Here is a 13807-nt window from a genome sequence, read left to right on the forward strand (position 1 = left end):
GGGAAAAATGGAATCACAGAGACACGCTATCCCCGGTGCCCACCGCACCGTTACTGGATGAAACGACATGACGGGCCGGTCTCCGGGCTCGAGGAGTGACGCGAAAAATCGCGCCATTGCCTGCACCTTCCCGGCCAATGCCAGTGGTTCTTGCAGGCTACTCACTCATTACCGTTGCGGGGGCAGCGATGGGATGGGCGCAAGCGCCGTACCATACTTCCCGATTATCCCCTACGAGCAGGGGCACCCGTCTCGAGTAGGCCCATCCTAAAGCAATTGCCGCAACAGGCGCAATTTGACCACGGATGACCCGCCGTGGCTCGCAGTCACCCCAACCGGCAGGCTGCCCCGACAGCGTGATATTCAAAGCTTTTCCCCAAAATTGTTATAGTATAACATAACAATTCTTTTCTCATCCTGGTAGCTGGCAATCGAGGCGCCGACGTGCAAAATGCAGTGCTATGATCGCCGCCCACCATAACCTCATTGGCCCATACTCTCCCGCCACCTGGATATGACGCGATGAATTACGCTCGACGATTACTGGCAACTCTCGCTTTTTTTCCCGCACCATTTGTCATGGCGGAGCCCACCGATTACCCCCTGACATTGACCAATTGCGGCATGGAAATCAGCTTCGAATCCGTCCCTGAAAGCACTGTTACCGTGGGACAATCGGCCACGGAAATCCTCTATTCATTGGGACTTTCCGAGCGAGTGTCCGGAACATCGGTATGGTTCAATCCCGTGCTGCCACAGTTCAGCGAGATCGATGCCGAAATCGAGCGGCTTGCCGACAACGACCCGAGTTTCGAGTCCGTCATCAGCCGCAGGCCCGATTTCGTCGCCGCTCAATATGAGTGGCACGTCGGCCCCACAGGAAGCGTGGCGAGCCGGGAGCAGTTCCATGAGCTCGGTATCGCCACCTATGTAATGCCTGCCGACTGCGACACCAAGGACAACAGCACGGGTGGCGATGGCACGCGTATCGCCGCCTTTTCGCCTGAACACGTCTACAAGGGCGTCCTCGAACTGGCGAGCATCTTCAACGTACGCGAGGCTGGGGACGCCCTGGTCGCGGAGCTGCAGGCACGAGAGGCCAGCGCCATAGAGAGTGCCAATCACCTGGCCTTGCCGGAAAACCTGTCAGCGGTATTCTGGTTCTCCTCTCCCGCCGAGTCGGCGGATCCCTTTGCCGCCGGCCGGCTCGGTGCACCGGGCTATATGATGGATGCCTTGGGTATCCGCAATGTGGTGGAGTCCGATGAAGAGTGGCCAGTGGTCGGCTGGGAAACCATCGCCCGAGCCGATCCGGATATCATCGTGGTCGCAAGCATGGATCGACGCCGCTTCCCCGCGGACGATATCGCCAACAAACTAGAGTTTCTTCATAACGACCCCGTGACTCGAGAAATGGCGGCAGTTGGAAATGGACGCATCATCGAAATGGATGCCCATGCCATGAGTGCCACCATGCGCACGATCTTCGGTCTCGAAACGCTGGTCGAGGCCCTATCGACGATGTCCTTCGACCAATGATTTCGACCCTGGCATTGCGCCCGGCGATACCCATTCGCTGGCACTGGACCTGGCTGACGCCGTTGATCCTGTTCATGGCGATAATGGCCGGCACCGCCATCGGCGAGACGCCGATTGCGCTGGATACCATTTTCAAGGTACTGGCCAACCGGCTGTGGGGCGCAGGCTATGCCGTGGACCGGATCGACGCCGGCATCATCTGGAACTATCGCCTCAGCCGGGCCATTCTTGCCGCCTGCTGCGGGGCTGGTTTGGCGCTTGCCGGCGTCGTCCTGCAGGCACTGCTGCGCAACCCCCTGGCCGACCCTTTCCTGATGGGGATATCCGCCGGCGCCTCCACCGGTGCCGTGGCGGTGACCATCGCCGGGCTCGGCGCCGGCGCGGTGACGCTCTCTCTCGGTGCCTTCGCCGGGGCGGGACTGGCGTTCGGCCTGGTGGTGTTGCTCGCCCATGCCGCCAGCAGTGGCACCGGTGGCGGACGCAGCACCCAGGCCGCGGGGGCCATCATCCTGGCGGGCATCGCCGGCTCGCAGCTGTTCAATGCTCTGACTGCTTTCATCATCGCCAGGTCGGCAAGCGCCGAGCAGGCGCGAGGCATCATGTTCTGGCTGATGGGCAACCTGTCCGGGGTGCGCTGGGAGGACGTTTCCCTGGGACTGCCCGCCGCGGTGGCCGGCCTGCTGGTCTGCTTATGGTACCGGCGGGCACTGGATGCCTTTACCTTCGGTGCCGACAGCGCCGCCTCGCTGGGCATTCCCGTGCGCCGCGTGCGCGGCATCCTGATTGCCAGCATGGCCCTGGTCACGGCAGTGATGGTTTCCATGGTCGGCGCCATCGGCTTCGTGGGGCTGGTAATTCCCCATGCCATGCGCTTTCTGGTCGGTAGCCGCCACACGCGCCTGGTTCCCGCCTCGGCGTTGGCCGGCGCGGTGTTCCTGATCGCTGCGGATATTCTCTCGCGCGTCCTGGTGGCGGGTCAGGTACTGCCGATCGGCGTGGTCACGGCATTGGTCGGCGCTCCGGCCTTCGCCCTGATCCTGGTGCGTGGAACGAGGGCGAAATGAGACTTACCGCCGAACGCATCGACTGGTCGGTTCACGGCCACAGGCTACTGGACGATGTCAGCCTCACGATAGAACCCGGCGAGACCTTCGGCCTGGTCGGCCCGAACGGCTCGGGCAAGACCACCCTGCTGCGGGTGCTGGCCGGGCTACGCAAGCCCAAGCGTGGTCGTGTACTGGTGAACGATGCCTCGATGTATGCGATGCGCCAGCGCGACATCGCCCGGAGCGTCGCCTTCGTCGAGCAGCAGGCTGAGACCCTCGACCGTATCGTGGTTCGCGAGGCGGTCGGCCTGGGTAGGACACCCTTCCTCTCGGCGCTGCAGGCGTGGTCGGAGCAGGATGATGCCGTCGTCGCCCACGCCCTCGCCAACGTCGGCATGGCGCCTCTGGCGGATCGACTCTGGCATACCCTTTCCGGCGGCGAGCGGCAGCGCGTGCACATCGCGCGGGCCCTGGCACAGCAACCGAGGATTCTGCTGCTCGACGAGCCCACCAACCACCTCGACATTCGTCACCAGCTATCGATTCTGAAATTGGTGCGGCAGCTGCCGGTCACGGTGGTCATCGCCCTGCATGACCTCAATCAGGCCATGGAGTGCGACCGTATCGGCGTGATGGATGGCGGTCGCCTGGTGGATGTCGGCCCACCCAGGCAGGTACTCACTGCCGCAAGGCTGCGCCATACCTTCGGCGTGAATGTCGATTTCCTCGATGATCCTGTCGACCAACGCCGCATCATGCGCTTTCGCCACGCGCTATAAAGCCCCCGCACGAGCCTCCCTCGTGCCCGCCGATAGCGCCTGCATACCCACTTGCCGCTATCTCACGGGTACGAAGACGGGAGCGCCATCAATCTCGGCGGTGGCCAGGCGCTGGCCGTATAGCGCTTCCAGCGCGGCTGGTACCAGCATGCTTGCCGCAGGCCCCCAGCACGCCTCGCCGTCGGGATAGAGCAGCAGCAGGTGATCGCACCAGCGCGCCGCCAGATTGAGATCGTGCAAACACATCATCACCGCGCGGCCCTCGGCTGCCTGCTCGGCGAGCAGCGCCATCACCGCGGTCTGGTGGTGCAGGTCTAGATGGTTGGTGGGCTCGTCGGCGAGCCATATCTGCGGCGCCTGGGTCAGCACCGTGGCAATGGACAGGCGCTGCCGCTCGCCGCCCGAGAGCGTGCTGACCAGCCGCTCGGCCAGGTGGTCGACGTCGAGTCGCTCGAGCGCCGCCTCGGCCAGGCGCAGGTCCTCACCGCCCTCCATCTGCCACGCCGAAAGCCACGGGTGGCGGCCAATCAGCGCAGTCTCACGCACGGTGGCGGGAAAGCCGTCGTGGCGCTCCTGGAACACCAGCCCAAGGGTGCGCGCCACCTGGCGGCGGCCAAGTGCTAGCAGCGGCCGTTCGTCGATGAGCACTTGGCCTTTACGCGGTGCGCGCAGACCGGCCAGGGTATGCAGCAGGGTCGTCTTGCCGGCGCCGTTTGGACCGAGAACACCCCACACCTGCCCCGGCTCGACGCTGAGCGCCAGCGGTCGGCCGTCGCGCCGCCCCGGCACGTCGATTATCAACTCGCAGATCTCGAGGCGATTCATCAGCGGCTCCGGTAGAGCAGGTAGAGGAAGGTGGGTACGCCGAGCAGCGCGGTGATCACCCCTACCGGCAGCTGCTCCGGAGCGATCATGGTGCGCGCCAGGGTGTCGGCCAGTACCAGCAGAGTGCCGCCGGCAAGCGCACAGGCCGGCAGGATCAGCCTCTGGTCGTTGCCGAGCACCAGGCGCAGCATGTGCGGCACCACCAGGCCGACGAAGCCGATACTGCCGGCGGTGGTCACCGCCGTGGCGGTAAGCGCGCTGGCGACGAGATAGATCGTCCACTCCAGCGGGCGCACGTTGACCCCCAGCGCTGCCGCCTGGAGCGGGCCCCGCGCCATGACGTTGAGGCTGCGGCCCAGCGGCAGCAGCAGCAGGCAGATCAACAACAGCAGCGCCAGCGGCGGCCAGGGGGAGCGCGAATAGGAGAGATCGCCCATCAGCCAGTAGAGCATGCCGGGCAGCCGCTCGGCGGGGCTGAGTGCCAGCATCAGGGTGATCACCGCGCCCCAGCCGGCGGCTACCACGACCCCTGTAAGCAGTAGCCGCGAGGGCGTCCAGCTGCCGGTACCGTGGGCCAACCCGAACACCAGCAGCGTGGAGAGAAAGGCCCCGGCAAAGGCGGAGCCGGTCAGCACCGCCCCGCCCATGCCGGCAAGCATCGCCGCCAGCGCCCCCACCGAGGCGCCGCCGGAGAGGCCCAGCACGTAGGGGTCGGCCAGGGGGTTGCGCAGCAGCACCTGCATCAGGGCGCCGGCCACGGCGAGCAGGCCGCCCACGGCGAAGGCCGCCAGCGAGCGCGGAATACGCAGGTCGAGCACCAGCGTGCGCGCCAGGGGGCTTCCCTCGCCGCGCATCACCGCCCACACGTCGCCTAGCGACAGCGCGGCACTGCCTACCGTAACGGAGAACAGCAGCGCTGCCAGCCCCACCAGCACCAGTACGGCAAGCGGCGGCCACAGGTTGCGACGGGGCATCGGGCCGCTTGCCTCAGCGCTTGTCGCGGGCACGGTCGAGCTTCTCACAGAAAAGACGACTGCCCTCGAGCAGCCGCGGCGTGGGCCGCTGGATCAGCGAGGGCGGCACGAAGTAGAGATTCTCCCGCTCAACGGCCGTAAGGTTCGGATACTGTCCCCAGTGAGTCAGCCAGTTGCGGTTCTCCTCGCCCATGCCGCCGGCGAGTATTGCCTCGGGATCGGCAGCAAGCACCGATTCGTCGTCGATGCGCGGCACCAGACGCGACAGCTCGCCGAAAACGTTGACGCCGCCGCATAGGGTCAGCACCTTGCCGATCAGGTGCTCGTCGTTGATGGTCATCAGCGGTTCATCCCACACCTGATAGAACACCGGGACAGGCTCGGCGTCGGCGTAGCGCTCGGCAAGTTCCGCCATGCCCTGACGAAACTCGCCGGCCACTCGCTCGCCCTCTTCCCGGGTATCGGCGAGTAGCGCCAGCCGCTCGATGGCGCTCGATACCCCCTCGAAGTCGCGCGGCTCGATATAGAACACCGGCATGCCTAGCGCCTCGATGGTCTCGAGCTGCTCGGGCGGGTTGCCGGTCATCCAGCCGATCACCAGGTCCGGATTCAGTGTCACCAGGGCTTCCAGATCCATGCGGGTATGACTGCCCACCGACTGCACCTCTTGTGCCTCGGGCGGGTAGTCGCTGTAGGCCACCACCGCGACCACCTTCTCTCCCGCCCCGGCGGCGTAGACCAGCTCCGTTGCACCCGGCGAGAGCGCAGCGATGCGAGTGGCCGGTGCATCCAGGCACACCTCGCGCGAACGGTCGTCGATGGCGCAGAGCGAACCGGCGCGTGCCTCGCCGGCCACCGGCCCCGACAGGGCCAGCGCCAGCAAGGCACAGGAAAATGCAGCGGGGCCAAGGGCCCCGCCGAACCGGCCCTTACTGGCCGAAGTGGACACTGACGAAGGCCGCACGGCCGGCGTTGAGGTAGTCACGGGAAGTTTCGTACTCCTTGTCCAGGGCGTTCTCCACCGTCAGGCGAGCCGACCACAGCGGGGCAAACTGCCACCCGGCGCGCAGGTTGACCAGCCCGAAGCCACCGATGCGATCCGTGTTGGCGGCATCATTGTAGCGATACCCCTGAAAGATCCAGGAGCCGCCCAGCGACCACTCGCCCAGCTCGCGATCCACGTCGAAACGTGCGCTCTGGCTGGCCCGGCGCTGGATACGATTGCCCGCATTGGCTCCGCTACGATTTTCGGGATCAGTCCAAGTCAAGGCAGCGGCCAGAGTCCAGTCCTGTATCTCGGCTCCCCCTGACAACTCGACGCCCCGAATACGCGCCTCGTTGATATTGGTCGGACGACTATCATTATTGATGGTCTCCGTGGCGATCATATCGTCAACAGACGTATGGTAAGCCGCCAGATCCCAGAAAATGGTCTGGTATTGGCCACGTATACCGAACTCAACCGTAGAAGAAGTTTCCGCCCGCAAGTCAGGATTTCCTTGGTAGGATCCCCAATCACCGAAGTCCTGGTAGGGCCAATACAGATCGTTGAAAGTCGGAGCACGGAAAGCCGTGCCATAGCTGGCTCGCAGCGTATGAAAGCTATCCAGATCATAGCCAAGCGCCAAACTGCCGGTGACTTCCTCGCCATACGCCTCGTTGTCGTCATAACGGAGGGCAGCCTGCAAGGCGAACGGAGAAAAATCGAGTAGACCCTGGGCGAAAACCGCCGTGTTGTCGCGACGAGTCACGTCGTGGCCTGTCGTACCGGAAACACGATCTTCGCTGTACTCGGCCCCGGCCACCAATTCGTGCACACCAAAAGCCAGGGTATTCTGCCAGCGAACAGTCTGAGTACGAGTATCGAGGATGGAAGTACTTGCCGGCCCCCACTGGGTGGCATAAGCCTGGTCGTGAAGCTCGTCACGTGACTCACTCAAGGTCAGCCGGCTACGCCAGTTGCTGGCGATTGGTAGCTCACCGTAGATGCCGGCAACTTGCTGCACGAAGTCCATTTCGCCACCGTCGTACTCATTGCCGCCTCTGGCACGCAGTGCTAGCACGCCTACTTCCGCATTAGTTTCGAAAGTATGGGTAATACGAACCAGCCCAGAGGTATTGTCGTACCCCTTGTCCTCGCCATCGCGACGAATGGGTGTACCGTCCGTGGTGAAATGACTGCCGGCAAAACTGTAGCGGGTGCCGCCGCTGCTGCCGGAGAGCCCGGCGCTGTAGCGCTGGGTGTTGAAGGAGCCGCCGCCCACCGAGACGCGTGGGTGCGGACCGCCCTCCTGCGCCTCATGAGTGAACAGCTGCACCACGCCGCCCACCGCATCGGCCCCGTACAGGCTGCCCCGCGGGCCACGCACGATCTCGGCGCGCTGGAACATGCGCGGATCGAGATAGTGCCAAGCTGCACCGCCCGCCGTCGCCGAGCGCAGGCGAATGCCGTCGATCATCAGCAGCGTCGACTCGTTGCCGGTACCCCGCAGGTAGACGCTGCTGTTTTTGCCGAAGCTGCCGTTGGTGATGACGTCCACTCCCGGCTGGCCGCGCAGCATATCGGTAACGCTGGTGGGATCCTGCCGACGCAGGGTGGCCTCGTCGAGCACGGTCACCGAGGAGAGCGTCTCGTCGGCGGTACGCGGCGCCAGGGTGGCGGTGATCACCATCGGGTTGAGCGCGACGGTGTCGGTTTCTTCGGCGGTGGTGGCCTGGGCCTGAACGGCCAGAGGAAGCACAGCCAGGCCGAAGGCGGCCAGGCCCTGCGCGGCCAGGTGATGACTGGTTTTCATTTCGATTCCCTTGCTCGCCGTGCCTACCCGCACGGTCTTCTAGGCGAAGCCGGGGCGGCGTGAAGGGGATCGAGAAAGGGAGAGGTGAACGGCGGCGTCTGCCCTGCCTCGAGATTGCCCACCGCAACCCGGCATGTTCTCTCGGGCCGGTCTCCGGGCTGACGAGTGAAGCGCCGACTACACGCTCCGGGTCCATCGCCTTCCCATGCAAAGCACAGTGGCGTGATGATGGACCTGCACTCGATCACCGTTGCGGGGGCAGCGTCGGAATGCGCCTCTTCGACTGTGAAGAGGACCACCGACTTCCCGTTTAACCTCGATAGGACAATGAGGCGCCTGAGAGTGGGCGTAAGCTAACAACAGCGCCGACGAACGTCAACGCACCGTTGCGCTCAGGCTGATACAGATCAACAACTTAGCTCTTTCACCAGCCCATTCCACACGTACCACACCCGTTCGCTGCGCGCCGCAGCGTCTTGGGCCAGCCAGCCGTTGAGGTCACGCAGGCGCCTTTTGTCGGTACCGAGCGGCACGATGCCACGACCCATTTCGAGCAGGATCAGCACTACTTCGCCACCCTGCTCGGCTTCCCAGGCCCGCAGCGCATCGAGCTCCCGCACCATGGCCTGGCGCAGCCGGTCGTCGTCGGGCTCGGCGGCGAGCCGCTCGCCGATCCAGCGCTCCCAGCCCTCCAGCACCAGGCATGAGGTGTCGGCAGCCGAAGGCCACGCCTCGAGCCGGTCTCCCGCATGGGCGGAATGCCAGCGGGGCTCCTCGAAGCGTTGCCTTACGACGCCGCGCTTGCCGGCGCAGGTACCGCCGATGAAGAACTGCATTGCCAGCGCCCTCCGTCATGAGTGAAGGTGAATCGGCGCCCCTCGGCCTGAACGACGCCCCCTTCCCAGAAGCCGATGCCCTCGAAGCGGCGGCGCAACTCGCGAATCACCCCACCATGGGCCACCACCAGTGCACGATACTGGCCGTGAGGCGTGCAGCCGCTCACCAAGTCGGCAAACCAGTCGTCGAGCCGACGGCGCAGGTCGACGGTGGATTCACCGCCAGGCGGGGCCTGCTCGCCGGCGGTGTCGATCCAGGCGCGATAGGCGGGCTTAGTCTCCAGCTCCTCGTAGCTGTGCCCCTCGTATTCGCCGAAGTCGAGCTCCCGCAGGCGCGAGTCGAAGTGTGTCGGCCAGGCCCGCTCGCGCCCTTCGACCACGTGCGCCAGGGTCTGTCGGCAGCGGGTCAGATCGCTGCAGTACACGGCATCGAAGGTTTGCTCCGCCAGCGCCTCGCGCAGCCGGTCGAGGCCCGGCAAGGCATCCGGCAACAGCAACGGAATATCCCGCTGCCCCTGGTAGCGGCGCTCGCGATTCCACTGGGTCAGCCCATGACGAACGACCACCAGCTCCAGGCGACCAGCAGCAGCCATAGTTCTCCTCCTTCGATTGCGGTTCCGACGATATCGCCATTGATGCCCTGGAAGGCGTACTGCATGCCCCAGGCGTAGAGTGCCAGAAACGGCGCCAGGGACAGGCATAGCCACCCTGCGCCTGGCACCAGCACGGCCAGCGGCAGGAGGGGCAGCGCCGCGAGATACAGATCGAGCGGTGCAAGATCGCGCTTCCAACTGGCGGCCATGCCCTGCGGGTGGGCTGCCGGAGCCAGCACCAGCAGTGCCACTGCTGCCAGTCGCCCCAGCGCCACAATCACCAGCAGCAGCAGAAGGCTTGCGCCGGCGTCGATAAGCACGTACAGCAACGCGGCCTTCCACAACAGCAAGAAGACCAGCGCCAGGATGCCGAAACTACCCACGTGGGGGTCCTTCATGATTTCCCATTTACGCGCTAGTGGCGCATTGCTGCCCAGTGCATCGGCCACGTCCATCAAGCCGTCCAGATGCAGACCGCCGGTCAGTGCCACCCACAGGGTGAGCAGGGCCAGCGCCAGTAGCGGTGCGGGCAGCAAGCCATCGAGCAGTAGGCTCGCTACGACCAGCAGGCCGCCAATGAGCACGCCCACCAACGGGTAGCAACGCACTGCCCAACGCCGCGTCTCAGGCGTCCAGGGGCATGCAAGCGGCAGCGGCAGACGCGTCAGGAACTGCAGGGCCAATGCCAGGCCGTAGGCGGCGTCTCTCATATCTGGGCTTCCTGCGTCTTCCAGTGCTGGGGTAGCCCGGCCATCACCTGCACCACCTCATCCGCCTCGCACGCCACCAGACAGTGCACGCGCTGCAGAAAGGCAAGGTAGCGCCACACCTCGGCATCCTCAGGGGGGATGCCCTCGTTGACGTCGTTGGAGACGATCACCAGTGCGATGTTGCGCTGCCTGGCGGTGGCCAGCATACGCTCGATCATGGCGGTGCCCTGCGCTTCGTCGAGCGGACTGGCATACAACAGCTGACTGGCCCACAGCGTCAGGCAGTCGAGCAGCAGTGTGCCGCCGGGGTCGACCCTATCGAGGGCTGCAAGCAGGTCGACCGGCTCCTCCAGCGTGATCCAGCCCTCGCCGCGGGCGTCACGGTGCCGTCCGATACGAGCCTGCATTTCCCCGTCGCCGCGGGTGGCGGTGGCAAGGTAGTAGCGATCCCCGCCCCGCTCGGCCTGCCAGCGCCTTGCCAAGGCTTCGGCGTGGGAGCTCTTGCCGGAGCGCGCCCCACCACTGATGAAGGCGATCATGACGCCCTCCAGCGGGCAATGGCCTCGAGCAAGCGTCGATTCTCCTGCCGCGAGCGTACCGCAACGCGTAGCCAGGCACCGTCGAGTCCCAAGAAGTTGTGAGTGTGACGCACCAGAATGCCCGAGCGAGCCAGATGTTCGAGCAGCCGCGACATGGGCCGTGAACCACCATCCCGAACCAGCAGGAAATTGGCCTGGGAGGGCACCACCTTTAACCCCAGCACCTGCAGCTCATGGCTCAGCCAAGGGCGTTCGGCTCTGAGCCAGGCGTGGGTACGCGCCAGGTAGTCGCGCTCCGCCAGCAGCGGCGCGACCATCCCCGCCGCCAGGGCATTGACGCTCCACGGCGGTTGCAACTCGGCGATGCTCCGCACTAACGACTCCCCGCCCAGCAGGTAGCCGAGTCGCAGCCCGGGAATGGCGTAGAGCTTGGTCATGGAGCGCAAAAGCAGCAAGTTGTCGTAGCGGGCCAGCAGCGGCGTGAGCCGCTCGTCGGGGGTGACGAAGTCGATGAAGGCCTCGTCCACCACCAGCATGGTGCCGTGGCGCTCTCCCACCGCCAGCATGCGTTCGACCAGCTGCCGCTCGACCAGCGTACCGGTAGGATTGTTGGGTCGGCACAGGAAGATGGCATCCGCCTCACGCATGGCTTCACAGGCACGCGCCTCGTCCAGTACGAAGCCCTCCCCCCCCAAGCTGAGATGTTGGACGGCGATACCGTAGTGGCGGCAGGCACGCTCGTATTCGCTGAAGGTCGGCTGCACAATGATTGCCCGCCCCACCTCGTGCCCTGCCTCGCGCCTGGCCAGCAGCGCCCCGGCGAGGAAGATCGCTTCGGCACCGCCGTTGGTAAGCCGCACCTGTTCGGGCGCCAACCCCTCGCTCAGGGCAATGGCCGCTCGCGCTGCGCCATAGTCGGGATCGGGATAGACGGCGAGCTCCGCCAGACTGGCGGCGAGCCGCTGCGCCAGCCAGGGCGGCGGCCCCAGCGGGTTGAGGTTGGCACTGAAGTCGATGACCTCACTGTCGCCAGCGAGGCCGAAGCGCGGCAATACCCGCTCGGGGCTCCCGCCGTGGCTAGGCCAGTCGTGCCTGCTATCCGGTTCGCTCATACCCACACCCTCACGGCGAACGCGAGACCCGCCATCAGCAGGAAGAAGACGCTCCAGGCTGCGTGCATATGGCGCACGGCCGCCTCTATGTGGGCGACGCCCAGCGGCACCCGTGGGTCGCCCATCCGTACCCGCTCGGAAATTTTCCCGGCATAGGTGTTGGTGCCGCCCAGCTGCACGCCGAGCAGATGGGCCATCATCGCCTCGGGCCAGCCGGCATTGGGGCTGGGGTGGCCCGGCGCGTCGCGCCAGGTGCCGGCCAACGCCCCTCGCGTGCGCGAACCGGGCAGCGCCAGAGCCGCCAGCCACATGGCCAGCGCGGTCAGCCGAGCCGGTATCCAGTTGGCGATATCGTCAAGCTTTGCCGAGGCATAGCCGAAGTCGGCGTAACGCTCGTTGCGATAGCCGACCATGGAATCGAGGGTGTTCACCGCCTTGTAGGCCAGCGCCAGCGGCGCCCCGCCGAGCAGCGCCCAAAACAGCGGTGCGGTAATACCATCGACCGTATTTTCGGCCACGGTCTCCACCGCGGCCCGGGCGATATCGGCCTCGCCGAGGCTCTCGGTATCGCGTCCGACGATCATCGAAACGGCCTGCCGTGCAGCCTTGAGCTCACCCTTTGCCAATGGGCCGGCCACGGCTAACGCGGCATCGCGCAGGCCCTTGATGGCAAGCGCACTGGCCAGCAACAGCAGCTCGCCGGCAAGTCCTAACCAGGGGTGCAGCCAGGCCAGCAGCGCCAGCGCGGCCCAGGCCGTGACGTAGACCAACCCCACCACGCAGCCGGTGAGCAGGAACCCCTTGAGCCGCCGCTGCGTGAACGTGCCTTGGTTCCAGCGACGCTCCAAGAGAGCGATCAGCCGCCCCATGAGCACGACCGGATGCGGCAACCAGCGTGGGTCGCCAACGGCCAGATCGGTCAGAATGGCTCCGACGAGCAGCAGGAACAGGGCCAGGCTGAGCGGCTCGGCGCTCATTCTGCAACGGCACCGGCAACCACCCCGGACGAGTCGAAGGTAGCCATCTCGGCCAGCATGCGACAGGCGGCTTCGAGCAGCGGAAAGGCGAGCGCCGCTCCGGTGCCCTCGCCCAGTCGCAGCTGCAGGTCGAGCAGCGGCCTGGCTTCCAGCTGCTCGAGCGCCACGTCATGCCCCGGCTCGCAGGAGCGGTGAGCGAAGATAAGATAGCCACGTGTGGCAGGATTCAACCTGCATGCCACCAGCGCCGCCACGGTGGCAATGAAGCCGTCGACCAGGATCGGCATGCGCCGGGCCGCTGCGCCTAGGTAGGCGCCGGCCATGGCGGCGATTTCGAGCCCGCCGAGCTTGGCCAGCACCTCGAGCGGCTGGGTGGGATCAGCACAGCGAGCCGCCAGAGCTGTTTCAATCACTTTCGCCTTGTGCGGCACTCGCGAGAGATCAATGCCTGTCCCCTGTCCCACCAGCCGACTCACCGGCACGTCGCTCAGCGCAGCCAGCAGGGCGCTGCTCGCCGTGGTGTTGGCGATACCCATCTCGCCGACGATCAGGCAGCGGCAGCCGGCGGCATGACTGCGTTCGGCGGCGCGAATGCCCACGTCAATGGCATGTTCGGCCTCGCTGCGGCTCATGGCATCGGCGTGGATGAAATTTGCCGTGCCGGGGCGCACCTTGTCGTGTACCACGTCGTCGCCTGCAACCGTTCCCTTCACTCCCACATCGACGACTTCGAGGCGCGCGCCTATCTGCCGGGAAAACACGTTGATGGCGGCCCCACCGGCAGCGAAGTTGGCGACCATCTGCGCCGTGACTTCTTGAGGAAAGGCCGAAACACCCTCTTCCGCCACGCCATGGTCGGCGGCAAACACGATCACGCCAGGCGGACTCACCGTCGGAACGACCTGGCCACTGATGCAGGCCAGCTCCCTGGCCAGACTCTCGAGACGCCCAAGGCTGCCGGGCGGCTTGGTTAGGCTGTCCAGACGTGCCTGCACGGCAGCTGCGAGAGAGTCTTCGACCGGCACGATGGCGGCCAGGGTAACGGCAAGCATGCGATTGTCCTGATATGACGAGAGCTGCCG

At 65.5% G+C, this 13807-nt stretch carries 14 protein-coding genes and 2 riboswitches; of the genes, 3 read left to right on the top strand and 11 right to left on the bottom strand.

All coding sequences use genetic code 11. The features are described from left to right. Positions 1–56: 56 nt before the first annotated feature. Positions 57–266: riboswitch (cobalamin riboswitch) on the bottom strand. A 313-nt stretch (positions 267–579) separates the two neighbouring features. From AC2VNO_RS06325 to AC2VNO_RS06335, 3 genes are read left to right on the top strand one after another with little or no spacing between them, the layout of a single operon-like run. Next, positions 580–1539 (top strand): ABC transporter substrate-binding protein, encoded by a 960-nt coding sequence (locus AC2VNO_RS06325; protein WP_486933331.1) that lies wholly within the window; start codon positions 580–582, stop codon positions 1537–1539. Continuing rightward, complete coding sequence (locus AC2VNO_RS06330) at positions 1536–2603, top strand: FecCD family ABC transporter permease (RefSeq protein ID WP_486933332.1); 1068 nt, start codon at positions 1536–1538, stop codon at positions 2601–2603. Before AC2VNO_RS06325 ends, AC2VNO_RS06330 begins: the two co-directional genes overlap by 4 nt. After that, complete coding sequence (locus AC2VNO_RS06335) at positions 2600–3364, top strand: ABC transporter ATP-binding protein (protein ID WP_486933333.1); 765 nt, start codon at positions 2600–2602, stop codon at positions 3362–3364. The genes AC2VNO_RS06330 and AC2VNO_RS06335 overlap by 4 nt, the downstream gene beginning before the upstream one ends. Before the next feature lie 57 nt (positions 3365–3421). On the opposite strand, the gene AC2VNO_RS06340 is transcribed toward AC2VNO_RS06335, so the two are convergent. The 11 genes from AC2VNO_RS06340 to cobT all read right to left on the bottom strand — a co-directional run bounded on the left by AC2VNO_RS06340 (position 3422) and on the right by cobT (position 13777). Next, positions 3422–4189, bottom strand: a complete 768-nt coding sequence (locus AC2VNO_RS06340) for an ABC transporter ATP-binding protein (protein WP_486933334.1) — start codon at positions 4187–4189, stop codon at positions 3422–3424. Next, positions 4189–5163 carry a FecCD family ABC transporter permease gene (locus tag AC2VNO_RS06345; protein ID WP_486933335.1) on the bottom strand — a complete coding sequence of 325 codons (975 nt, stop codon included), beginning with the start codon at positions 5161–5163 and terminating at the stop codon, positions 4189–4191. Before AC2VNO_RS06345 ends, AC2VNO_RS06340 begins: the two co-directional genes overlap by 1 nt. 13 nt (positions 5164–5176) lie before the next feature. Continuing rightward, complete coding sequence (locus AC2VNO_RS06350; RefSeq protein WP_486933435.1) at positions 5177–6046, bottom strand: cobalamin-binding protein; 870 nt, start codon at positions 6044–6046, stop codon at positions 5177–5179. A gap of 46 nt (positions 6047–6092) precedes the next feature. Continuing rightward, entirely contained in the window at positions 6093–7958 is a 1866-nt protein-coding gene (locus AC2VNO_RS06355) for a TonB-dependent receptor domain-containing protein (RefSeq protein WP_486933336.1), read from the bottom strand. 127 nt (positions 7959–8085) lie between these two features. Beyond that, a riboswitch (cobalamin riboswitch) is annotated at positions 8086–8313 on the bottom strand. Between the two features lie 52 nt (positions 8314–8365). Then, positions 8366–8794 (bottom strand): bifunctional adenosylcobinamide kinase/adenosylcobinamide-phosphate guanylyltransferase, encoded by a 429-nt coding sequence (locus AC2VNO_RS06360; RefSeq protein WP_486933337.1) that lies wholly within the window; start codon positions 8792–8794, stop codon positions 8366–8368. Beyond that, the gene (locus tag AC2VNO_RS06365; RefSeq protein WP_486933338.1) at positions 8746–9387 is read right to left on the bottom strand and encodes a histidine phosphatase family protein; all 642 of its coding nucleotides are present in this window, start codon (positions 9385–9387) and stop codon (positions 8746–8748) included. Before AC2VNO_RS06365 ends, AC2VNO_RS06360 begins: the two co-directional genes overlap by 49 nt. Continuing rightward, the gene (gene cobS, locus AC2VNO_RS06370) at positions 9339–10097 is read right to left on the bottom strand and encodes an adenosylcobinamide-GDP ribazoletransferase (RefSeq protein ID WP_486933339.1); all 759 of its coding nucleotides are present in this window, start codon (positions 10095–10097) and stop codon (positions 9339–9341) included. Before cobS ends, AC2VNO_RS06365 begins: the two co-directional genes overlap by 49 nt. Beyond that, positions 10094–10636, bottom strand: a complete 543-nt coding sequence (locus tag AC2VNO_RS06375; protein ID WP_486933340.1) for a bifunctional adenosylcobinamide kinase/adenosylcobinamide-phosphate guanylyltransferase — start codon at positions 10634–10636, stop codon at positions 10094–10096. The genes cobS and AC2VNO_RS06375 overlap by 4 nt, the downstream gene beginning before the upstream one ends. Then, on the bottom strand, positions 10633–11748 hold the full coding sequence (gene cobD / locus AC2VNO_RS06380) for a threonine-phosphate decarboxylase CobD (protein WP_486933341.1): 1116 nt from the start codon (positions 11746–11748) through the stop codon (positions 10633–10635). The genes AC2VNO_RS06375 and cobD overlap by 4 nt, the downstream gene beginning before the upstream one ends. Beyond that, positions 11745–12725 carry an adenosylcobinamide-phosphate synthase CbiB gene (cbiB, locus tag AC2VNO_RS06385; protein ID WP_486933342.1) on the bottom strand — a complete coding sequence of 327 codons (981 nt, stop codon included), beginning with the start codon at positions 12723–12725 and terminating at the stop codon, positions 11745–11747. Before cbiB ends, cobD begins: the two co-directional genes overlap by 4 nt. Continuing rightward, positions 12722–13777 carry a nicotinate-nucleotide--dimethylbenzimidazole phosphoribosyltransferase gene (gene cobT / locus AC2VNO_RS06390; protein ID WP_486933343.1) on the bottom strand — a complete coding sequence of 352 codons (1056 nt, stop codon included), beginning with the start codon at positions 13775–13777 and terminating at the stop codon, positions 12722–12724. The genes cbiB and cobT overlap by 4 nt, the downstream gene beginning before the upstream one ends. Positions 13778–13807: the final 30 nt, after the last annotated feature.

This window comes from Halomonas sp. TH-94 (assembly GCF_057473365.1).